At 34.1% G+C, this 23912-nt stretch carries 24 protein-coding genes; 4 read left to right on the top strand and 20 right to left on the bottom strand.

Translation table 11 applies throughout. The features are described 5' to 3' along the window. Window positions 1–38 precede the first annotated feature (38 nt). The 7 genes from M2098_RS01210 to M2098_RS01180 form a co-directional block, all read right to left on the bottom strand. Window positions 39–2270, bottom strand: a complete 2232-nt coding sequence (locus M2098_RS01210) for a metallophosphoesterase family protein (protein WP_280680681.1) — start codon at window positions 2268–2270, stop codon at window positions 39–41. Between the two features lie 70 nt (window positions 2271–2340). Continuing rightward, window positions 2341–2952, bottom strand: a complete 612-nt coding sequence (locus M2098_RS01205) for a hypothetical protein (protein WP_280680683.1) — start codon at window positions 2950–2952, stop codon at window positions 2341–2343. A gap of 217 nt (window positions 2953–3169) precedes the next feature. Beyond that, on the bottom strand, window positions 3170–3952 hold the full coding sequence (locus tag M2098_RS01200; RefSeq protein WP_280680684.1) for a histidine phosphatase family protein: 783 nt from the start codon (window positions 3950–3952) through the stop codon (window positions 3170–3172). 51 nt (window positions 3953–4003) lie between these two features. Beyond that, complete coding sequence (locus M2098_RS01195) at window positions 4004–5440, bottom strand: glycoside hydrolase family 1 protein (protein ID WP_280680685.1); 1437 nt, start codon at window positions 5438–5440, stop codon at window positions 4004–4006. A 20-nt stretch (window positions 5441–5460) separates the two neighbouring features. After that, the gene (locus M2098_RS01190; RefSeq protein WP_280680686.1) at window positions 5461–5805 is read right to left on the bottom strand and encodes a PTS lactose/cellobiose transporter subunit IIA; all 345 of its coding nucleotides are present in this window, start codon (window positions 5803–5805) and stop codon (window positions 5461–5463) included. 19 nt (window positions 5806–5824) lie between these two features. Further along, window positions 5825–7078: a PTS transporter subunit EIIC gene (locus M2098_RS01185; protein ID WP_280680687.1), complete on the bottom strand. Its 1254-nt coding sequence runs from the start codon at window positions 7076–7078 to the stop codon at window positions 5825–5827. 128 nt (window positions 7079–7206) lie between these two features. Beyond that, on the bottom strand, window positions 7207–7518 hold the full coding sequence (locus M2098_RS01180) for a PTS sugar transporter subunit IIB (protein ID WP_134167251.1): 312 nt from the start codon (window positions 7516–7518) through the stop codon (window positions 7207–7209). A 277-nt stretch (window positions 7519–7795) separates the two neighbouring features. On the opposite strand from M2098_RS01180, the gene M2098_RS01175 reads away from it, so the two are divergent. Together M2098_RS01175 and M2098_RS01170 are read left to right on the top strand one after the other, a co-directional pair. Next, window positions 7796–9706 carry a PTS sugar transporter subunit IIA gene (locus M2098_RS01175; protein WP_280680688.1) on the top strand — a complete coding sequence of 637 codons (1911 nt, stop codon included), beginning with the start codon at window positions 7796–7798 and terminating at the stop codon, window positions 9704–9706. An 11-nt stretch (window positions 9707–9717) separates the two neighbouring features. Next, complete coding sequence (locus M2098_RS01170) at window positions 9718–10557, top strand: Cof-type HAD-IIB family hydrolase (protein ID WP_280680689.1); 840 nt, start codon at window positions 9718–9720, stop codon at window positions 10555–10557. Between the two features lie 51 nt (window positions 10558–10608). Here M2098_RS01170 and M2098_RS01165 read toward each other — a convergent pair whose 3' ends face one another. From M2098_RS01165 to M2098_RS01135, 7 genes are all read right to left on the bottom strand, one after another. Further along, entirely contained in the window at window positions 10609–10917 is a 309-nt protein-coding gene (locus M2098_RS01165; protein WP_280680691.1) for a PTS sugar transporter subunit IIB, read from the bottom strand. Between the two features lie 5 nt (window positions 10918–10922). Next, window positions 10923–12125: a [FeFe] hydrogenase H-cluster maturation GTPase HydF gene (gene hydF, locus M2098_RS01160; protein WP_280680693.1), complete on the bottom strand. Its 1203-nt coding sequence runs from the start codon at window positions 12123–12125 to the stop codon at window positions 10923–10925. A gap of 160 nt (window positions 12126–12285) precedes the next feature. Beyond that, on the bottom strand, window positions 12286–13593 hold the full coding sequence (locus M2098_RS01155; protein WP_280680694.1) for an RNA polymerase sigma factor: 1308 nt from the start codon (window positions 13591–13593) through the stop codon (window positions 12286–12288). A 98-nt stretch (window positions 13594–13691) separates the two neighbouring features. Continuing rightward, window positions 13692–15083: a hypothetical protein gene (locus tag M2098_RS01150; protein ID WP_280680696.1), complete on the bottom strand. Its 1392-nt coding sequence runs from the start codon at window positions 15081–15083 to the stop codon at window positions 13692–13694. Window positions 15084–15469: 386 nt separating this feature from the next. Next, the gene (gene hydG, locus M2098_RS01145) at window positions 15470–16882 is read right to left on the bottom strand and encodes a [FeFe] hydrogenase H-cluster radical SAM maturase HydG (RefSeq protein WP_280680698.1); all 1413 of its coding nucleotides are present in this window, start codon (window positions 16880–16882) and stop codon (window positions 15470–15472) included. Continuing rightward, entirely contained in the window at window positions 16882–17940 is a 1059-nt protein-coding gene (hydE, locus tag M2098_RS01140) for a [FeFe] hydrogenase H-cluster radical SAM maturase HydE (protein ID WP_280680701.1), read from the bottom strand. The genes hydG and hydE overlap by 1 nt, the downstream gene beginning before the upstream one ends. After that, a complete protein-coding gene (locus M2098_RS01135; protein ID WP_134167269.1) occupies window positions 17927–18172 on the bottom strand; it encodes a TM1266 family iron-only hydrogenase system putative regulator in 246 nt (81 codons plus the stop codon). Before M2098_RS01135 ends, hydE begins: the two co-directional genes overlap by 14 nt. A 421-nt stretch (window positions 18173–18593) precedes the next feature. On the opposite strand from M2098_RS01135, the gene M2098_RS01130 reads away from it, so the two are divergent. Together M2098_RS01130 and M2098_RS01125 are read left to right on the top strand one after the other, a co-directional pair. Next, window positions 18594–18893 carry a YciI family protein gene (locus tag M2098_RS01130; RefSeq protein ID WP_280680703.1) on the top strand — a complete coding sequence of 100 codons (300 nt, stop codon included), beginning with the start codon at window positions 18594–18596 and terminating at the stop codon, window positions 18891–18893. Between the two features lie 91 nt (window positions 18894–18984). Next, window positions 18985–19278: a hypothetical protein gene (locus M2098_RS01125; RefSeq protein WP_280680705.1), complete on the top strand. Its 294-nt coding sequence runs from the start codon at window positions 18985–18987 to the stop codon at window positions 19276–19278. Window positions 19279–19319: 41 nt separating this feature from the next. On the opposite strand, the gene M2098_RS01120 is transcribed toward M2098_RS01125, so the two are convergent. The 6 genes from M2098_RS01120 to lspA are packed head-to-tail and all read right to left on the bottom strand — an operon-like array spanning window position 19320 to window position 23861. Continuing rightward, on the bottom strand, window positions 19320–20480 hold the full coding sequence (locus tag M2098_RS01120; RefSeq protein ID WP_280680707.1) for an aminoacetone oxidase family FAD-binding enzyme: 1161 nt from the start codon (window positions 20478–20480) through the stop codon (window positions 19320–19322). A gap of 44 nt (window positions 20481–20524) precedes the next feature. Further along, entirely contained in the window at window positions 20525–20737 is a 213-nt protein-coding gene (locus tag M2098_RS01115; RefSeq protein WP_280680708.1) for a hypothetical protein, read from the bottom strand. Then, window positions 20737–21222, bottom strand: a complete 486-nt coding sequence (locus M2098_RS01110; protein ID WP_280680710.1) for a dCMP deaminase family protein — start codon at window positions 21220–21222, stop codon at window positions 20737–20739. The genes M2098_RS01115 and M2098_RS01110 overlap by 1 nt, the downstream gene beginning before the upstream one ends. A 2-nt stretch (window positions 21223–21224) precedes the next feature. Then, window positions 21225–22475, bottom strand: a complete 1251-nt coding sequence (locus M2098_RS01105) for a rhomboid family intramembrane serine protease (RefSeq protein ID WP_280680712.1) — start codon at window positions 22473–22475, stop codon at window positions 21225–21227. Next, window positions 22472–23386: an RluA family pseudouridine synthase gene (locus tag M2098_RS01100; protein ID WP_280680713.1), complete on the bottom strand. Its 915-nt coding sequence runs from the start codon at window positions 23384–23386 to the stop codon at window positions 22472–22474. Before M2098_RS01100 ends, M2098_RS01105 begins: the two co-directional genes overlap by 4 nt. Continuing rightward, entirely contained in the window at window positions 23379–23861 is a 483-nt protein-coding gene (gene lspA / locus M2098_RS01095) for a signal peptidase II (RefSeq protein ID WP_280680714.1), read from the bottom strand. Before lspA ends, M2098_RS01100 begins: the two co-directional genes overlap by 8 nt. Between the last annotated feature and the right edge of the window lie 51 nt (window positions 23862–23912).

Genomic DNA, 23912 nt, shown 5'->3' with positions numbered 1-23912 from the left:
ATATATAGCTGTTGTACATATCTAACTACTGCTTATTGTTATTGCTTGCTATCTTTTTTGATAAAATACGTGCCAAGTATAATTCCACTTACTAACATAAGTAATATAAGTACATATGTTTGTGTATGATCCATCGTATCTACAGCAGCATGAACCGTACTACTATTTTCTGGTTTTGTTTTTGTATCTTCTGTTGGTGTTTCTGGTGTTTCTGGTTGTTTGATTTGTTCATCTGTTTTCTTTGTTTTCTTAATTGTATAACTATCAAACACAGCTAGTGAATCTGTACGATAGGATTCCATAGTAAAGGTATCTTTTGTAAATGAAAGATGCATAAATACTGGAACTTTATATTGTGCAGAAAATGCAAGATATTCATATCCGCCAGCAACTAAATCATAGTACTTTGAACCAGTTGATGAACTTGTTGTTAGATAGAGTGTTCCTTCTGGATCTTGCACTTGTGTTTGTCCAACATACTCTTCCATTACTTCGAATTCTTTCATGAGTTCACTTCTTGCATAACAGTGATCATGTCCCATTAAAACAACATCAATTTCATGTCGATCAAAAGCAGGTACAAGTGTTTCTCTTCGTAATGGTACATCTTTATTTGTAGATTGTTTTCCAGCTGCATAGATGGAATTATGGAACATGACAACTTTCCAATCAAATGTTTGATCCTTAGTTTCTTCCATTACTGCATCCATGAATGCAACATGTTCTAAATCATTTGCTGAACTTGTATTTAAAACCATATACAGCACATTTCCATATACAAAATAGTAATCACTATTCGCTACTGTTTTCCCATAAGACGAAGCATTTGGTTCATTGAAATGTGAACCATAATTAGATGCAATATCATGATTTCCTACAGCAGTTGCTGTTGGTAGTGTTTGTAGGATTTCTGTTGAAAAATATCCATCATACTCCCCTTCTTTTGTTGCTACGTCAACAAAATCTCCTGTATTAATAATGAAACTAAGATTTGGAAATAATGAGGTAGCCTTTGTTAATGTATCATTCCAAGCATGTTTATCAGTCAATACTGTACCCGTTCCGATTTGAGGATCTGATACAAATAAAACCTCATAACCACTTTGTATATCTTTTGTTTGCAGCTTATATACTTTTGAAAAACCTTCATCATTTCCTACCCGATAGACATAATTCTTTCCAGGTGCAATTGTTGTATAGACTGCTTTATTTGAGTAATAATGTTGATCTGTAAATTTGGTATACGCTAATGTTGGACTACTAGCCGCAATAGATGTCGCACGCTCTAATGGGAATGTAACATTTGGATCATCACCTTCAGCGATTTGTAAATATCCTTGTGCATTTGAACGTGAATACCATGCAACATTCAGCTCATTTTCAGATGCACCTGTGTTTAATGCAACACTTTTTATCGCATCACTTTCTGGCAAAATATCTGTTGCCGGATTTAGACGAAATGACAACAACTCAAAATATGCATCTGTATCATTTTCATCACTTGTATGTAGTTCAACCGCTATGGTTATATCGCGGTAACGATTTCCATCAGCATCCACATAATATACCGTGTTTTCTTCATCTACGACTTTTTGATTTTCTCGCTCGGTGCCATCTACATATTGATAGTCACCTGCAATTCCACCATTTTTAAAGCTTGTTGTATCTTCAATTAGAAATGCTTCTTCCTTATAGCCATCAACAACTTTATCCTGACAACCATATGAAAGATTTGTTTTATAGTTTGAAGTAGGTATGTTAAACCATGAGTCTACTGGTTTTCCATTAATGTACATAATCATCGCATCATTGTAGCGTACTGCACCACTAATGGTGTACACTTCATTTGCTAAATCTTCACGTACACGAAATGTATGACGGAAGAAATATGTCGAACCAACAAGTTCTCCTTCTCTTTTTTCTAGAATTTGTCCGTTAGTAGATGCATCAGTCGAAAAAAGCGATCCTTGATAGTCTTTCCATCCATCTTCTTCAAATTGTAAATAGACTTCTCCATCCCAATCATGCCATGTTGTAGGATAACTCCATCCATTTCTTTTATTCCAACTTTCAAACCATGTCCCAGTGTTTGGATCACTAAAATCATCCAAATATTTCCATTGCATATCATTCGTTACCAATTCTAAATTATCAACAGATGTAATTGTTGATTCTGCTGCACTCACTTTTGATTGTTCAACGTTTAAAACAAGCGAACCGCTAGCTAATAACACAAAAGCGATAATACTAATCCCTATTTTCTTAAACATTTGTTTCTCCTTTATTTTTATGAATCTCCCCGAATTTTTTTCCCCTAAAGAGTTCACCCAAAAGAAGTTTTTATGTAGTAATCGTTTTTCGATCTTTTTTTGTGATTGTTTGTAATGTGAATTGTAGAACGGGACCAATGCATATAATCCCACTAATAGGACCTAAGCCAACCGTTCCACCTAGTAGAAAACCAATCACACATAAGATTACATCACATCCACTTTTACTTAACCAAATTGGAATTCCTAGTTTATTGGATAATCCACCGATAATTGCATCATAACTCGACCGTCCCATATTGGCACTCACATAAACACCTAAGCCAATTCCAATACAAACAATACCGAGTCCCATCGCTACAAGATGTGGCAAGGCATATAACGTTTGCCAACCATATAGAATGGTTGCATCTAGTGTAATTGAAGCAATCACAGGTGATGCAATCGTTCCAATCCCTAATTGCTCACGATAGAAAATAAATGCGAGTGGTATCCAAATAAAATAAAATAAAACTGTCGCATTTCCAATACTCGTACCAATTAAGATACTCACACCTTCTGAGAACACAGAAATTGCATCTCCTCCTTGGGTAGAACATATCGCAAGTGCAATTCCAAAACCTAAGATAATTGAACCTACAATCATACGTATAATACGTCTACCTACATATTCATCATTCATGATTTGCACCTTCTGTTTTCTGTAAGTGCTTTATATTTTTATATTTCATATTTCCTCCAATGAATTAGGTCACGACATAACTAATTCTTTTATTGTTTTGATGTCGCGGTTTTAAAAAAAGCCAGCTAGAAAACCTAGCTAGCTTTTCTAAGTTACCTTTTGGTATACTTATGAAATTTCAAACTATATCGGTCTTGTTTGAATCTTTTTATTAATTTTATTCTACGTACGTTGTGTCACCGATAACATCAACTGTGTACTTTCCATCTTTGTATTTCAGTACAGTAACACTGCAGTTTGCAATTTTTTCACCATTATACTCACCTGGTGCAATCGCTTCTAAAATTAGTGGAATAATTCCTCCTGATGAGACAATCAGTACATTACTTCCATCATCTCCAACTGACTCCATCATTAATTCCATTGCTTTTGCTCCACGTTCTTTAACTTGTTGCGCAGTTTCTGCAGTTTGTGAAGGATCTACTTCTGCAATTTTACTTGCTAGTTCTTCTGCAGTCATCGTTTCTTGAATGAAATCCCAAAGTGCATCACTTTCTGTTGGGTATTCGACACCAAGTGTTTCTACTACTGCTAGATTCATTGTGTCATTTGATCCACCTTCAAAGCTACCATAATTCTTCTCTCTAAATTCTAAGAGTTCAGTAATCGATGGAATCTCATTTGTATTCTCAGACAAAATATACTGTGCAGTACTTCTTTGTCTACCTAAATCACTTGAAAATGCATGACTAAATGCAACATCCTTTAATCCAACACCTACTTTTTTAGCTTGTTCTACTCCGACATCAGTAAGTGGAGAATCACTCCATCCTTGTACTTGATTGTTTGTATTGAACCAAGTTTTTCCATGTCGAACTAAATAAATTGTAATTTCTTTTGACTCTTGCTTTTCTGCTTCTTCTTTATTTGCGCTTGTATTACATGCAGCCATTCCTACAAGTAATACAATGCTTAGTATCACTTTACATATTTTTTTCATATTCCCTCATATATTCGATCAATTCTAATTTTCTATTATTTACGAACTGTTTTAATCTAAATCTGTTCCATCTGAAGCAATGACTTTTTTATACCAATAGAATGAATCTTTACGAATTCGTTTACATTCTTTTGGATCTTCATCTGTACGATCTACATAAATCAACCCATAACGTTTTTTGTATCCGTTACTTGTTGATAATAGATCTAATGCTGACCATGGCATGTATCCAAGTACTTCTACACCTTTATCCATTGCACGTTTTGTTGCTTGAATATGTGCTCTTAAGTAGTCAATACGGTAATCATCATGAATCTTTCCATCTTCAGTTAAATCATCATATGCTCCAAGTCCATTTTCGGTAATCATAAATGGTACTTTGTATCTTGTGTATAAATCACGGTATACATATTCAAGTCCAATTGGATCAATCGCCCAATCCCAAGCAGTTGTATCTAATTCTGGGTTTGGACACATTTGGTAGAACCCTGGATGTGTTTCGAATCCTGACATATCCCCTTTTTTCCCTGTAAGGTTATATCCAGACCATGAACGTTCTGCACCTTCTGGACATGCATGTGCACATTGTGAATCATAGTAGTTAATGGCAAAGAAATCTGAGATGTTTGCTCTAAACAATTCTTCATCTCCTTCTTCAATAACTGGAGCCAGTCCATTTTCTTGAAGATATGTTAGTGGAGCCACTGTATAATATCCTTTAAAATAAACATCTAAGTAGTATGAGTTACGTAAATCATTTGCATTCAATGCAGCAATTTGATCTTCCGGCTTACATGTTCTTGCATAAATTGGTGAATATCCAAGTGCTGGACCTGCAAGTGCTCCAACCTCATGTGCGTATTTTACTGCAATCGCTTGACATAAATTCATATGGTGATTAATTTGATAGCGTAATTGATTTTGATTTTGGTACTCTTCAGGTACATAACATTTTTGTGTCCAGTATTGAACGATAATACTTTGCTCGTTAATTGTTACCCAATATTTAATGTCATCTTTGAATTCATTAATAATGAATTTTGCATAAATTTCAAAATCTTTAACTACTTCCCTAGATAACCAACCATTGTACTTTTCAACAAGTGCCCATGGCAAATCATAATGATATAGCGTTGGAATTGGTTCAATCCCGTTATCTTTACACTCTTTAATTAGATCGCGATAGAAATCGACTCCTGCTTGATTGACTTCATCTCCTCCATTTGGAAAAATACGAGTCCAAGCAATGGAAAAACGATAACTTGTAAATCCCATTTCTTTAAACAATGCGATATCTTCTTTATATTTATGATAATGGTCACTAGCAATACTAGCATCCGCAAAACCATATGCTTTATGTCTTTCTGCATTAATCACATCTTGTTGTGAAAGGCCTTTACCGTCCTCATTTGCTGCACCTTCTACTTGATATGCACTCGTTGCAGCTCCCCAAAGAAAATCTTTAGGAAATCCTTCTAATTTACTCATTTATATTGCCTCCATGTTTCTTAATTTTTGCAGCATTTGTGATACATCACTTCAAACATATCAATCATTTCATTGGCCATATTATTTTCACTCATAATGGTCATCAATGTATCTTGTGCGTGGTTAAATAATAAGCTTGGTTCATACACCATTCCACGTGTTTCGTTTTGAATCACTTCCGTTTGGCTTTGATGCGCCAAGCGGATACATTCCTTTGCTTCAACTAGACTTTTTCTTGCTGCTTCAAAATCTAATTCTTTACCATGTTTCAATGCTTCTTGAATTTTGATACGTGCATCTCCTGCATGTAAAATAATCTGCATTGCAACACTGATTAATTCATTTTCTTTCATTTGTTCACTCATACCCTATGCCCTTCTTCCGTTACATGTTTGCTTTTTCTGTCACTGCCTCTGCTGTTTCAGCCGCAATACATTGTTTTTCATATACTTTGTAGAATGGATACCATGTTAATCCATAAATCACACATAATACGACATACCAGATAATTGCACGTAAATCTCCATTTGTTACTAAGACAGAGTTGATTGGTGCTGGTACTTGTGCAATTTGCATTAATTGATCTGGAATATTTAGTAATCCACTACTCATCGCAAACCAAATCACAATTGGTCCAGTAATTGAGTTAATCCACATTGGTAACATCAATAATGGGTTAAATACAATTGGTGCTCCAAACACAAGTGGTTCATTAATGTTGAATAATGAAGGTCCAATACAAATACGACCCATTGTTTTTAATTTCTTTGATTTTGAGAATAACATGAAGAAGTTAAGCATTAACGTTGCTCCAGTTCCTCCCATCATAATAAGTGCTAATGTATATACTGTTTCGTTAGTTACGATGTTTGTTGCTGCACCACCAGCTGCAACAGCTGCAATATTTGCATTGATTCCAGCCATGAAAATTGGTGTTTGTACTGCTGAGAATAGCCAAGTTGAAATCCCCATTGTATAGAAGAATGCAGGCACAAATACCAACAGAATAAGTCCTGGTAATGTTTGTCCAAACGCTTGTAGTGGTAAAAAGAAATCTTCTAATGCTTGATATACGTCAATTTGTAGTACAACTGTTAAAATCATTCCTAATCCCAATGTTGCAATAATAGGAATTACCGTATTGATCCATTCTGATACGAAATCTGGTAATGTTACATTATTCTCTAGTACATGTAGTTTTGCATATAAATTAAATACGATAGCTACAACATTTCCTGAAACCATCCCTGTTAGGATACTCGATGGTCCCAAACGATCCATTAGGTTTGTTCCTTCAGGTGCTGCTGCTGTACAAAACATAAACATTAAACAAACAGATACAATCCCAACATTTACACTGTAATGTGATAAATCTTTTTTCTCCATTAATTGGTATCCCATCATAAATGCTGTAATCATACCAATTAAGAAGAAACTGTATGTTGATATTGGACCTAAGTCTGGTAAGAAGTCCAGATATCCTTTAAATACGTTGTAGAAGAAAATTACCGATCCTGTAAGAATAAACGGTAAAATCTTTTGCATTGCGCTTGAAATCCCACTAATCCATGGTTTACTAAATAGTTTATTAGCTGCTGGCGCAAATGAATTTGCTAACCAATCCATAAATTTTTTCATTTTCTAATTCTCCTTTTAAACTTTTCTTAAGTTTCTGTTATCTCTTACAATCGTATTTATGCTATACTTTCGTAAAGAGATATTCGCGTGTCTCTTGGAGTTAAGCTATCGCTTAGCTCTTTTTATTTTTATTCAATTGTTTGTATTGCCAAATCCAACAATGCTTCCCCATTCAAACCTGCATAAATATCTTGTGGAATTACGACTACAGGAATATTATATGGTGCTGCCATTTGTTCGAAGTTTTCTAATCGTGATGCGTAATGTGGTCCAACAAATAAGATATCAATAGATTTAAGATATGCACCTACTTCACTTTCCGCTCTTGCATCAACTGTAGCCGCAATTTTTCTTTTCTTTGCTGCTTGTCGTGTCTTTTGTGCTAAAAACCCACTCGACATACCTGCACCACAGCATAACAATACTTTCATTTCATTCATGATGTTCACCTCCTTGTGCTTTTGTCACCCTCATTATCTAAAAATTGATTTTTTTGTTCAACTTAACTTTTGCACCACCTAGTGCAAATCATGTTATGCAAACACATAATACACATCATAACTCACTGTTTTTGTGTATATTTTGGTTTTATGCAGGAATCGTGAAGTGTATATGTTATGATGAAATTACAAATTTGCACCACCTGGTGCAAATAACGGATTGATGTAGAAACTAAAGATTTCTATAATAAAGTAAAGGAAACCACGAGGGGACATAATGAATAAAAAATATGTAGATGTAATTGAACTTCTTTATAATAAAAACACTTCAGTTACCAGCAAAGAAATTGCAAATAGTCTAGGTATTTCTGTGCGTACTGTAAAAAATTATGTAAGTGCAATTAACCTTGAACATGGTGAGTCACTCATTTATTCTTCAAACAATGGGTATCAAATCAATCGAAGTTCATGTGCTAAATACTTGGAAAAGGATACGTCATATATACCGCAAACAAGTGAAGAACGTTCTTTTGAAATTATTAAACGTATTTTAATCGAACATTGTCTACAACTTAATATTTATGATCTATCAGAAGATTTGTTTGTAAGTTATTCAACAATTAAAAAAGATATCTCTCGAATGAATCATACATTCTCTAATTTTCATGTAGAATTTGTGATTGTAAACGATACGATTCAAATTGTTGGAAAAGAGAAAAACAAACGAAAATTAGTAAGTTATGTACTATACGAAGAAACAAATAAGAATTTTATGAATACGGAGATTATCTCTAATAGTTTTGATACTTTACCAATTGAGCGTATCAACCACATCATTGTCTCGACCTTCGAAAAGTATAATTATTACATCAATGACTTTTCTCGTGTAAACTTACTTTTGCATTTTGCAATTATTATCGATCGAATTTTATCTGGTCACTCTATGGATGTACAAAATGAGAGTTTTCAAATTGATGATGAGAATGAGCGTTCTTTAGTCAATGAACTATGTCATACCTTTGAAAACGAATTCCACATATCTTTCGAGACTAGTGAAAGATATGAAGTCTATATGTTATTTAAAACCAATGCAAACTACTCACTTCCAACCAATGATGAGACATTGCATAAAATTATCGGATCGGATATTTTGTCACTTGCAAAACGTATTGTTGAGAAAATTAATGACTATTACTTTATCAACTTGGATAATGAAAACTTTGTGACACCGTTCGCTTTACACCTTAAAAATTTAATTTTACGTGCATCGAATAAACAATACACAAAAAACCCAATGGCTGAAAGTATTAAGAGCAGTTGTCCAACGGTCTATGATATTGCAATCTTGATGGCAGTAGAAATTCAAAACCAATTCCATGTAGATATTAACGAAGATGAAATTGCCTTTTTAGCATTGCATGTTGGTGCAGAAATTGAGCGACAAAAAGTAAATGATTCTAAATTAAAAGTTATTCTAATTTGTCCAAACTATATGAAAATTGCAGGCCAACTATACAATGATTTACTTATTAGTTTTGGAAATCAAATTGATATCGTAAAAACAATCAATGCTGAAGAAGAACTTCATAAATATAGTTTTGATATGTGTATTACCGTTGTAAAAATTAATGCACCTATTTGGCAAGAAGTTGTTCTTATTCCACCATTTATTAAACAACCAGAGAAAAATGATATTTATGCAGCAATCCACAAAGTGCAAATTGACAAGCAAAACTGGATTTTAAAAAATGAATTTCATCGCTTTTTCTCTAAAGACTTATTCTTGGTTGATCCGGAGTTCAAGGATAAAAATGAACTCATCAACATTATGAGTGATGCATTAATTGAACTAAATTATGTACCAGAAGATTATACTGAAAAAATCTTCGCAAGAGAAAATGCTGCTTCTACCATCTTTGGGAACATTGCAATTCCACATGCTATGAAAATGGAAGCATTTAAAACCTGTGTTTATGTTTGTGTTTCAAAAAAAGGAATTGATTGGGGTACACAAAAAGCAAATGTAATCTTACTTATTGCAATCAATAAAACAGACTCTAGAATATTCCATGAACTTTATGAAGCACTTATTGGTTTATTCAGTCGTGAGGAAGTTGTCAATCTTGCAAAGAATTGCACAACCTTCGATGAATTTGAAAAGCTAATTTATGAACAAATCAATATGTAAAGGAAATCACAATGAAAGATCAAAAATATATATTTATCGATATTGATGGAACGCTTTTCCATCAAAGTGTGGGAATCCCACAAACTGCAAAAAGTGCAATCGAAATTGCACACAAACACGGACATCAATTATTTATTTGTACTGGACGCCCATTACAGGAAGTTGATGAAACATTTCGTCAACTTCCTTTTAAGGGAATCATCGCATCAAGTGGCTCTATTATCGAAATAGATAACGAAATACTTCAAGTTCATACTATTGATGAAGCTGATGCTAAACAAATGATTGCATCAATTGAAGCACTGCAAGTAAGCTACAAAGTGGATACACCAAACTTCTGCTTTATGGATACCTTTGTATTTGATAATTTCAAAACAATGTTATTACATGAATTATCATATGATGAAGATGAAGTATTAGCGTATATGGAGCGTACTGGTATGGTTTTACTTGATCAAATGACTGCAGATGATATGAAAGAGATTACCAATATTACAGTATTTAGTGATGATGTAAAATCATTGGAAAAGATCCAAACTAAATATACTGAACAATATCATATTGTAAAACAAGTGATGCCAAACCTATCACTACACACATTAGAAATTAATCAAAAGGACATTAGTAAAGCACACGCCATTGCCTATATACTTGATACCTACAAAGCAAATCAAAAAGATACGATTGCCTTTGGTGATAGTATGAATGATGTGGAAATGATTTCCTATTGTGCAATTGGCGTTGCTATGGGTAATGCGCATGAACACGTAAAAAGTATAAGCAACTATATCACAAATGATGTGTGTGAGAATGGACTTGCAAATGCATTTATTAACTTAAATCTAATATAAACACAAAAAAGAAGAAGCTGAGTAGTGATAGTATACTCAAGATTCTTCTTTTTACTTATGTTCTTCAATTGCTTTCAATGCTTTTTCTAATGTTGCTTTTCCATTCATCATTCCATAATCTTGCATATCAATCATCTTTACTGGAAGTTCAGGAAATTGTTTTTCTAATGCAGCTAAACGGTAACGGATTTGCGGCCCAAGTAGAATGATTTGTGCATCATCTACTTTACGAACTGCTTCAGATTCACCGATTGCCCAAATATGAATATCTAAGCCTTTTTCTTTTCCTGCTGCTTCCATATTACGTGCTAACATGCTTGATGACATTCCACCAACACATATCAATACAATTTTTATCATATAAATTATTCCTTCCCTTTTGGTAAACTGATGTGATCAAGAATCCCTTGTATATGTGCAATAGTAATTCCATAGTTCGTAATTGGAATTCCTGCTTCACTTGCTTTTTTTATTCTTGAAAGTACATACTTACGATTAAACATGCATGCTCCACAGTGAATAATCAAGTCATAATTAGAAAGATCATCAGGAAAATCATTTCCTGAGGCAATATCAATATGTAAAGATTCACCAAATCGTTGTTTTAACATACGTGGGATTTTTACTCTTCCGATATCTTCTGTAAGTGGTGCATGTGTACATGCTTCAGCAATTAATACTTTACTGTTTGCATCCAGTAAATCAATTGCATTTGCACCTTTCACATAACTTTCAATATCTCCTTTGTAATCTGCAAATAGTACCGAGAATGAAGTGAGTTTACTTTCTTTTGGTTTCATTTCATAGACTGTTTTAAATACTTGCGAATCGCAAATAATAAGATCAGGAGCTTTTTGTAAGGAAGTTAACGTTTGTGCAAACATGTCTGTAGTACAAGACACTGCAATCGCTTTTTTATCAAGCAAATCACGTAGTGTTTGTACTTGCGGTAAGATAAGACGCCCTTTTGGTGCTTGAATATCTTGCGGCATAACAAGAACAACGACATCACCTTGTTTGACAAGTCCTTTTGTGATACTTTCTGGATCAAAAGCTTCAGGAATATTACGTAAAATTGATTCACGTACTTTTTCTATACCATCTTCTTTATTTGCATCTACCACAAGAATCATTTCATCAGAGAAACTACGAATTGCTAGTTCAATTGCACCAACATTTCCAATTCCCTTATCATTAATCAATAGAATGGTTTTCGTGTTTTGTTGCTTAAAGAAATGATACCAAGATTTTCCTTCTTCAATATCTTCATCTGCAAAGACAATAATTGCGATATCACTTTTCAAAGAAGCAAGTCTTGTTTTTTCCATTCGTTTTTCACCTAGTTCAGTGATATCACCAAACCCAGCTGTATCAATAAAGACAACCGGACCAATCCCGTGTAATTCCATTGCTTTGTATACTGGGTCAGTTGTAGTTCCCTCTTGATCTGATACAATAGCTACACTTTGTTTGGTCAAACCATTTAACAGTGTACTTTTTCCACTATTTACCTTTCCAAAGATCCCAATATGTAGACGATTTGCATGTGGTGTATTTTGTAAACTCATATTGCTATTGCATGTAGAATTTCTTATTTCTACATACATCTCCTTTCCAAACTATCTAGAACGTACACTTCATACTCTCTAATGAAATGATGTTTTTTTCTCTGTATTTATTATACATCAAAACATGTATAGAAAAACGAGCAATCGCTCGCTTTCTTACTTATTCTACTTTATCATGCAAAGTGATTTTTAATTCATTTCCTGTATGATCTGCAACATATAAAACTGCTGTTACACCATAATCACAGTCAAGGATGATGCTTTGATTTACTGTGTCGATTTGAATATCTTTCGGCTTTTGAATTCCATTTTCATAATAACGAAGACTACTAAAATTCACCTTCGATTGCTCATCAAATAAACGAATAACATAATTCGTTCCATTGATCGTATAGTTTTCAATGACAGGACTGTGCATATCAAAATTTTGAATCTCTATTACACGCTCATCAATTTGCTTTCCCTGATATTCCAAACTTACCACATAACTTCCATTAGCGACAATTTCTAATGATTCATTTCCATTTACTAATATTTTGTCATACACATCATTCGTTGTTTGTACTTGTAAAGTTATTGTTTTATTTGTCCAGGCAGTTGGATACATAATATCTTGTATTTTGGCAGATTCAACTTGTACAACTTCCTTTTCAATTGGCGGTGGGGCAATTGAAGGACTTGGTATATCTTGGTTAAATAAGGTAATTCCTACAATACCAGCTACACTCACAACAGATGCAATTGCAATTTTACTTCCTGTACCTAAAGCAAATTTAGTACCAATAGTTGCAACACTACCAGCTCCGACAGCTTTAGCAATTTGCATCGTAGGTACATTAACACTTTCTGCAGCACTCATATACACGGTATGTAAAAGCAATGGTGATAAGACAAAACCTTGAAGAGAGTTTACACTAATTCCTTGTCTTTCGAGTTTTACTTTTAATTTGTTACGTAGACTATTTAATCTTGAATTCACGGTTCCTTCAGGTATTTGTAAGACATATGCAATCTCACTAACCGAAAGTTCATCATAATATCGCAGTAAACCAACTGTACGCAGTGGTGTCGTAAGTGATTGAATACTTTCATAGACAGTATCCACTACTTCTTTATTGTCGAGGATTTCTTTGGCAGTTTTTTGGTTTAGATCCTCAAAATCATCTACTGTAATATCTTCTCCTAAATCAATCATATGCTTCTTCTTTTTATCATAGTCATAACACATGTTAATCGTAATTCGTTTAATCCATGTTCCGAATGCTTCTGGGCTTTCTAGTGTATCCAGTTTCTTATGCACACGAATAAAAACATCTTGAACAACATCTTTTGCTGTATGTTCATTATGAAAATGATCCCATGCTGTAAAATATACATTCTTTACAAACGCATCATACAACGTTTGAAATGCATCCTGATCACCTTTTTTTGCTTTTTCTATTACCTTTACTAATTCTTGTTTCTCCATCATCACACATCCTTATTTCAAAGTTTACTATCACTTTGCTAGTATCAAGCAAAATAAGACACACTATACCTTATTTTGCTTGTATACGTTTTCTTTATTTATGTACGTTTTCTTTTTGTACTAGCATATACACAAACGAAACCACTGAGCGCAAGAAGTACGAATAAACTAGATACAGCTGTTGTATCAGCTGTTGCTACACTTGGTTCACTTGTAAGATCTTTTTCTGGCGTCTTTACTGGTAATTCAATTACAGGGTTTGTTGGTGTTGGATCTACTGGCTTTGGATCCACTGGTTTTGGATCCACTGGTGTTGGATCAATTGGTGTTGGATCCACAGGAGTTTCATCTTGTTTCAAAGAAACATTTGACACAATAAACATATGTGTTCTTCTGTATGTATCCTCACCAATTTCATATCCTTCTGGACTAAGCATTCGCGGATTAGTAGCTTTTTCTTTAAATTTATAATAGTAATTTAGCGCTTCTAATTCATCTGCTTTTAATACAAATGAGTCACTACCTTCTTTTTCCCAATTACTGTCTTTATGAAGTGTTACACGGTCCATATCAATACCAGGCATTGTCACCATAAATCCACCTTCAATTTCTTCAGCAATTAGCTCAATAACATTGGAATTAATCATTGCTTGATTTTTCATACCATTCGTGTTGCTACCGTCAATAAACGATACGTTTCTTTCATAATTTACCGTTTCTATGTAAGGGAATTTATTTCCTCCTAAGTATACATTCATCAATTCCGTTGCATTATTAAACAACTTTGGATTACTAAATTTTGTATTATGTACTTTTATCATTCTTACATTGCGCATATCAAAATTTTCATCTGTGAGTGGAACATCTTCTAGTGTAAGTCCAAGAGGACTAACAACACCAGTCCAATTTTCTAAAACTGGAGCATTTGTAATATCAATAACTCCTCTAAACCCTTCGACTATAGTTACTGTTTCTAATGATTCAGTATTGCTGATTGTTAATGTTCCATCAATATCCATACTTGATACGTCAATAGATTCTAAACTTGGGCAATTTTCAAGGTAGAAATAATTTGGAATTCCAATATCGCTTTTCGACAAGTCTTTGAGATTTGGCGCATTTACAATCATTAACAATTCTGTCTCTAAATCATTTGGTAATTCTAACGTCTCTTGCGTATATCCATCAATGATAATTGTTTCTACTCCCAAATACTCAACACCTTTAAAGTTTTTAACATCATAAGTACTTGAGACAATAATTAATGATCCTTCAAAATTTTTAACATTTTCACTAGTTAGTACATCTGCTTTTACTTTATCTTTCACTAATGCACGCAAATTTTCATCTGGAAAATTAATAGCATCAATTGCCAAAGACATTTCTGTTTCTTGCATAACAGGCTCAATTGTTTGTGCACTCACTGCACTTGGTTGCATGATTCCTAACGATAGCGAAATCACTGCGACTGATTTAAATAATAGTTTCATCTTTTCCTCCTATAAACTTCATTCACACACATATATATCATTATTTATCGTTTTGTTTCAGACAATAATGAGTTACAAACAAGGTATTCTAGTGTGTCGTAAGGAACACCTCTCAACCCTTAGACGATTGATTTCAAACTAAACTTCGATGTTTTTTAAAAAAACAACCACTGTAAAAGTAGTTGTTCTGGTTTTGAGATATTCAATTCAAACACATTCAAAGTCGTATACAATAAAGATATATACATGACTTTCAATATTACATAGATTTCTCACACACTTTACGACACACCTTCACTTAGTACTATTCATTCTATATGAGTACTTCGAAGAAGTAAAGCAAGAAGAAATTTATGTTTTTCTTATTTTCCATAACATTCTAAATACTAAAATCTAAAATCTCTTTTTCCTTCATGTAATTGATCTAAGTACGCTTGTGCTTTTTCTTTTACTTTTGCATTTGGAATAGTTTCCATTTCCTTCGCAATAATTTCTTCACCTAATTTACGTGTTTCTTCACTTGCATAATCCTCTAAATATTCTTTAAGTGTCATCAATGCATTAGGTTGACAAATATTGGCAATTTGTCCATTTTTAACAAGTGACATAAAGCGATCACCAGTTCTACCTTCACGATAACATGCAGTACAGAAACTAGGTACATGCCCTAGTGATAACAACCAGTGCACAACTTCATCCAGTGTACGTGTATCTTCTACATCAAATTGTGCACTGTTTTCTTCTTCTTTTTCAGCGTATCCACCTACGCTTGTTGATGATGCTCCTGAGATTTGTGATACACCTAATTCAAGAACACGTTCTCTTGATTTTTGCGTTTCTCTTGTTGAAATAATCATACCTGCGTATGGAGCACTAATACGAGTTACTGCAGTAATTTTGGCAAAGATATCATCATTAATCGCATCTTTGAAATCTTCTGGATTAATATCATCTGCCGCACGAATTCTAGGTAATGAAATTGTATGTGGTCCACAACCCATTGCTGCTTCTAAGTGTTCTGCATGCATCAATAACCCAACAAAGTCATACTTGTAGGTGTTTAATCCAAATAATACACCGATACCTACATCATCTAGTCCAGCTTCCATGGCACGGTCCATCGCTTCTGTATGATATGCATAGTTGTGTTTCGGTCCTTTTGGATGTAGCTTTTCATAGTTTTCTTTATTGTAGGTTTCTTGGAAAAGAATATATGTACCAATTCCTGCATCTTTTAAACGTTTATAGTTTTCCACTGTTGTTGCTGCTATGTTTACATTCACACGACGAATGGCACCATTTTTATGATGAATCGAATAAATGGTTTTAATACTTTCTAACACATATTCAATTGGTGAATTGATTGGGTCTTCCCCAGTTTCTAAAGCCAAACGTTTATGTCCCATATCTTGTAAAGCAATCACTTCTTTTTTGATTTCTTCTTGTGTTAATTTCTTACGTGCAATTGTCTTGTTTTCATAATGATATGGACAATACACACATCCATTTACACAGTAGTTTGATAAGTATAAAGGTGCAAACATTACAATACGATTTCCATAAAATTTTTGTTTGATTTCTTTTGCAAGTTCTTCAATACGTGCATTTTCTTCTGGTAAATCACATTCTAATAAGACTGCAGCTTCACGGTGATCCAATCCTTTGTATGTTGCTGCTTTCTTTAATATTTCATCGATAAGTTCTTTATTACTTTTATTTTTCTCAGCGTAAGTTAGTGTATCAAGTATTTCATCATGACTAATAAACTCCTCAGCTTTTTTTGACATTTTATTGTACATTATTTCTCTACCTCTTTCTTATAATCTCCTCTATCATAGGAAATTGTGTATCCGATTTTTTGTAATCGTGCTTCTAACAAATGCAAACTTTCTGCTGCTTCTGCATTCATATTTGCTTTATCGTTGTATAAACTATATGACTCTCGATGCTTCACTGGTGATAGATTTGGCATCACAACATTGGCTCCTGCTAAAATTCCCTTCTCTCTACCATCATCAGAAATTGTGGCAAGTGCTGTTGTGGACGGAATTAAAGCTTGTGGGTGCATCAAACGCATAATTGCTAGTAAATTGATTGTGACTTCTTCATCACCTTTTGTTTCATCTTTAAAAGGTGTATCCTTATGTGGTAAATACGGTCCGAGTCCAATCATTTGTGGTTGAAGTTGTTCAAGAAAATGAATGTCTTCAACAATATGATCGATACTTTGATATGGTGAACCAACCATAATTCCGCTACCTACTTGAAATCCGATTTCTTTTAGGTCCCACAAGCATTGCACGCGATTTTGTATTTGCATGTTGCTTGGATGTAATTGCTTGTAGTGAGATTCACAAATCGTTTCATGTCGTAGCAAATAGCGATTGGCACCTGCATCATAATACTGTTGATACATCTCTTTGCTTTTTTCTCCTAGGCTCAATGTAATCGCGCAATCTGGATAGGATTTGCGAATACTTTTGATAATATCCACCATCATATAATCATCGTAGCTTCCATCTTCTCCACCTTGCATTACAAATGTACGAAAGCCTAGTTCATATCCTTGTTTACATGCTAATAGAATTTCTTCTTTATTTAAGTGATAGCGTTTGACATGATGATTGCTTTTTCGTATTCCACAGTAATAACAATCATTCTTACAATAGTTTGATATCTCAATCAATCCACGAATAAAGATACCATTCCCATAAATTGACTGGCAGACATCTCGTGCTACTTTATGTAAATATGCTTGTTGTTGTGCATCTTTTGTTTGTAGTAATATCTTATACTCCTCATCTTGTAGCGTTCGCTTTTCCTTTAAGCGATCGACGATCTCTTTAAACTTTTGCATATAGTGTTTTACTATTGATGCCTTTAATCATTCCTAGTTTCCCAGAAAGCGCTGAGATGATATCTTGTGGAGCATCCATAATAATCGTAACCACATTCACATTACGTTTACGATATGGAATTCCCATTCGTCCGACAATATATTCTCCATAAGCTGATAATAATTTATTCATTTCTTCTGTAGCGTTACTATCTTCTACAAAAATACCTATTTGTGCAATTCTAGTGTCCATCTTTTCCTCCAATAAAAAAATCCTTGCCTGAGTGACAAGGATGAGACCACATGAAAAAAAACTACATATGATTTCGCCTTCATCCGCGGGACGTACCCTTGTACTCAGAACGTATGCTACAAGTAGTTTACCCAATAATGATAAAGAATGCAAGCACTTACACATGGCTAACTTAGATAAATACTCCCAAATAAATCGTGTCTTTAAAAATGCATCCTTTCAAAGCTTTATATAATATGATAGGTACATGTTCTAGTTAATGTGTTATAGTTTGTTTGTTAAGTGAACATGGATCACAGATTGTGATTCGCAAATCAACAGGAACATTACAATGCTTAGAAAAAAAGCATTAGAAATTACAAAAATATACAAGTAATTTCGATAAGAAATGTATTGTTTATAAAGAAAGGTAGGTGTAAAAATGGAAAATTGGTTATACGTCATGATGATTGAGCGAACTAAAAACTACAATAGAATGACAAAAGCAGTTGTTGAGCGTCACGTTGCAAACTTAAAACGTTTGGATGATAATGGCTATCTAGAACTTGGCGGTGTCTTCAAAGGATATCCTGGTATTGCTGGAATGTATATTTTAAGAGCCAAAAGTTATGAAGACGCAAAAAAACTTTGTGAGTCAGAACCCCTGGTTGTTGAAGGATATGCAACATATAAGTTAGTTTCATTTCAAGCAGCAAATAAAGAAAACAACTATTTACTCTAAATGAAATAAGAGAGATTGTGCATTACAGTAGTATACGTATATAGAAGTGTTATAATTAACATAACGAAATATAAAAGAAAGGGGTCTCTATATGAAACGTATGAAAAAAGTATTTGGAGTAGCTGCTGGTGCTTTGCTAGCTACAGGAGCTGGTGTCTTTGTTGCCACGAAAGTGAAAGAACGCCAAGTAAAAAAAGCCTTCGCTCAAAAAGATCCAGAGGAGCTAATCAACACATTGAAAGAAGCTGAATTATTACTAGATTTTGCTGGTGATGATATGGATGAAGAAACTAAGGCAAAATTTGAAAAAGCAAAAGCAAAGCTAGCAACAAAAGTTGGACAAGATAAAATCGTACACGTTGTTGAAGAAAAACTAGAAAAATAAGCATGAAAAAAGCAATACCTCTTTGTAGCGTATTGCTTTTCTTATGCATAATAACCAGCGATGTATCCACTAATAAAGGCAATGGATATATTATATCCTCCAGTATACCCATGAACATCCATCATCTCGCCTGCAAAGGATATACATGGATGTATTTTTGATTGCATCGTTTTTGGGTCAATATCTTTAATACGTACTCCACCATCACTCACAAATGCTTGTTGCAGTCCTCGGGTTGTATAAACACTCAAGGCAAAGCGTTTGATATGAAGTGCTTTATCACCTGTCATCGTATCGACATATTGTAGAAAACGTTTAGGTAATCCATAAATTTTCGCTAAACTAAGTAATCCATCTTCTTTGATTTGTTTAGCAAGTTGCTCACTATTTACATCAGGTAAAAAATCAATCGCTAAAGTGATGGGTCCTTTTTGCAGTTGTTTATTTATATGACTACTTGCTCGTAATGCTCCTGGACCAGAAATTCCAAAATGTGTAAAAATCAAATCATGACGAACTAAATCTTTGTATTTATTATTCTTCTTTATCTTGATTTGAACATCATGAAATGATAATCCTTGAAGTTCTTTACTTTGGATGCAAGCATCATTACTGACGAGTGATACCTCTGCTGGTAGTATATCAGTAATGCTGTGTTCTACTTGTGTAGCTAATTCATAGCCAAGTCCATCACTTCCTGTATCTGGATAGCTTTTTCCTCCACACGCCAAGATAAGATGATCAAAAGGAAAAACATCTTGGTTGGTGATGACTTTCTTATTTTGTAAATCAATACGTTTGACTGTTTGTTGGTATGTAATCATAACACCCAAATCTTTGAGTATATTACGCAACAATGCAATTACATCTTCTGCTTTTTCCGTGATTGGAAATAAGCGATGATGATCTTCTTCTTTGAATGGTAAACCCGCATCCGTAAAAAACTGTTCAATGTCATCAAGTGTAAATTGATGAATTGCACTATATAGAAACTTTCCATTACGGATCGTATCTTTAATAAACTGTTCATCTGAAACACGCACGCTTAAATTACAGCGTCCTCCACCACTTAATGCTAGTTTTTTTCCAAGTGTGTGATTTCGCTCTAAAAGATATACTTGCGTATCAGGATGATGTTTTTTGGCGGATATAGCTGCCATCATACCAGCTGGTCCACCTCCTACAATTACGATATTTCTCATGTGCCCATTATAACAAAAAGTAGCGTCCAAAGACACTACTTACTTTACTCATCAATAATGATATAGAGAATGAATAATGCAATCAAAATTACAACTGGTGAAAAGAAGAAATTCACAATGTTTAAAATAGTCTTTATAACCCATAAGATAAACATTATTACAAGAAATGGAATTGCAAAGCGAATAATTGCCGTGCCATAATCTTCTTGTCTCCACGCGTTAACAATGCTTTGTATATACGTGTTAAATGCACGCATTAGACATTGTCCTCAACATCAATGTGAATCGTATAACGCTTTGGTAGTTTGTCATAAGTCACACAGGCTGCATCAAACATCTTGCGTGAAGCAATTGCCCCCTCACTGGTCCAGTTTTTATCGCATTCATATACGACACGTGTAATTCCTGCTTGAATGATTGCTTTTGCACATTCATTACATGGAAATAGCGATACATATAATGTACAATTACGTAAATCTGCACCACTGTTTAAAATCGCATTTAATTCTGCATGGACAACATATGGATACTTTGTATCTAGGTTGTCCCCTACTTTTCCCCAAGGGAACTCATCATCATCGCATCCTTTAGGCAAACCATTGTAGCCAATTCCTACAACTTTTTTGTCTTGAGAAACAATACAAGCCCCCACTTGTGTGTTTGGATCTTTACTACGCAAAGCACTTAAATGTGCTAAGCCAATGAAGTATTCATCCCACGATAAATAATTTTCACGTTTCATTTCTAGTCCTCCGGTAAATAATGAATCAATTGATTTTCTAGATAGTTGGCATATCCATCTAGGTTTATATATTCTAAGTCTTTGATGACTTGTTGATTTGTGTTGTAGTAAACATTTACATTATTTCTAGGTTGAATGGCAAAATAAGCAGCCACAAGTACAATAATACTCATACTAATTGCAACGTGAATTTTATATGGTTTGTAGCGGCGTGCATGTGAGAATAAAAATGCGATTCCTACTCCCACAATAAATCCACCTAAATGTCCGGTTAATGAGATTCCTGGCATTAACGAAATTAGAATATTGATTAATACTACTTGAATCACACTATTACGAATTTGTGGAATACGGATCATATCATTTTCAATAATGGATAATAAATATGCACCTAATAACCCATATAGTCCCCCAGAGATTCCGACCATCAAAGGTGTTGGACTTACAATGTATGTTAGTAATCCCCCACCAATAATGGAAGCTAGTAAAATCACTAGAAATTGTTTGCGTGTATACACACGTTGCAAGTAATTACCTAAATAATACAACGACATCATATTCACAAACAAGTGAATAATGTCAGCATGTAAAAATCCATACGTTAAAAAGCGCCAGTATTCATGTGCACCACTAATAAAGTTTGTATAGTATGCACCACATAAAATAAGTGTACTATTCCAATCATGACCAGGCACATTTGAAAGCACTTGACCTAGAATGAACTGTAAAGCATAAATAAGTATACATATTGCCATTATTCCAAGTGTGAACTTAGGAATACTTTTACGTTTTGCCTCTTTTGCCTTCTTCATTTGGAATGCTTCAATGTTACGGTTGATTTGCGCTACTGCCTCATCGTTATTTTCTACTGGATGCACATATTCCTTCAATTTAGGAAACGCTTCATCTAGACGTGCAGGAAGTGGCTCATAACTAATCGTAATTTGACTAAAGTTTTCCTCTTGGAAATCCACACTTTCGGGATTACTGTTAATAATGATGATTTCGCTTTGTGTTTCTTTGGCGAACATAAATTGTCCTAAAAAGGATTTTACACGATTTAAATAATCTTTTTCAAAAACAATGGATGAACTAACTTTCGAAGTTAATCGAATAATAGGAAAATGTGGGTTATCTTTATTCGTTAGCCATAGATCTTTCTTTTGTCCTTGAAAGCGAATGATATGGTATCCATAATTTGCAACCAAACAATCCATGACTTGGTATAACATCACATCTCTATTTTCAATCATAGTTCCTCCGTTTCTAAGTTATGTAGTACATCTAAGAATACTTGAGGAAGCTCACATTGGAAAGTCATACGCTCATTTGTGCTTGGATGTACAAAGGTAATCTCATATGCGTGTAGTAACTGTCCACCTACATCCATCGTCTTGCGATACCCATAGGTTGGATCACCAACGATAGGGTGTTTGATGTATTGCATATGTACCCGAATTTGGTGTGTTCTTCCAGTTTCCAATGAACACTCAACAAGAGTGTAATCATGAAAACGTTCTAACACTTTAAAATGCGTAATAGCATCCTTACTGTTATGTTCAGTAATCGCCATACGTTTACGATCTTTGACATCACGACCAATAGGTGCATCAATTGTTCCATAGTCGTGTTCTAAAACACCATGAACAAGTGCTTTATATTTACGTGATACACTTTTATCCTTTAACTGTTCACTAAGTGAAAGGTGTGCTTTATCATTTTTGGCAATTAGTAATAGTCCACTTGTATCTTTATCAATACGATGCACAATCCCTGGACGTAATACCCCATTGATACCACTTAAATCTTTGCAGTGGTATAAAACTGCATTTACAAGCGTCCCTTTTAAATTTCCAACTGCTGGATGTACAACCATACCTCTTGGTTTATTTATAACCATTACATCGCTATCTTCATAGACAATCTCAATTGGGATGTTTTCTGCTTCTACTTCAAGAACCTCATCATCAGGAATCACCACCGTAATCACATCATCTACTTTTACTTTATAGTTTGCTTTTACTGGATTTTGTTGGACTAAAATATGTCCATCTTTAATTAAACTTTGTACACGACTACGAGAAAAATCATAAGCATCACTTAATAACTTATCAATTCGTGTATTTTGGTGTTCTTCTTTTACAATAATTTCTTCTCTAGTCATTTGCTTTTACCCCATATACATCTAATAATTCAAACAGCAACAACAAGGAAATTCCAATGACTAAACACATATCTGCGACATTGAATACAGGAAAGTCATAACCAAGTAGATTAAAATCTAAAAAGTCTGTAACATATCCCATTTGTAAGCGATCAATAAAGTTTCCAATCGTTCCTGAAATCATCAGGGTAATGGCAACACTTGACATCAACTTATCTTTCCATGTACTCCATAAAAATACAGTTAAAACGATTAATGCGACAATCGTCACAACAAAAAACATCGTTTGTTTTCCAGAGAATAGACCCCAAGCGGCTCCCGTATTTTGTACATGCGTGAATGCAAAAAAGCCTGGAATAATTTCATGACTTTCTCCAACATGCATCGTTGTTTCTACAATTTGTTTTGTATATTGATCGATTCCTAGTGTTGCTAGTAATACGACAATCAATATGATTCCTTTTTTTAACTTCATATATACCTCAATCGTGTTGTCATTATATCATTTTTGCCTAATAGAAAAAAG

The organism is Breznakia sp. PFB1-19 (assembly GCF_029893935.1).
Lineage (GTDB): Bacteria > Bacillota_I > Bacilli_A > Erysipelotrichales > Erysipelotrichaceae > Breznakia > Breznakia blatticola.
This window is presented reverse-complemented; position numbering and strand designations above follow the sequence as displayed.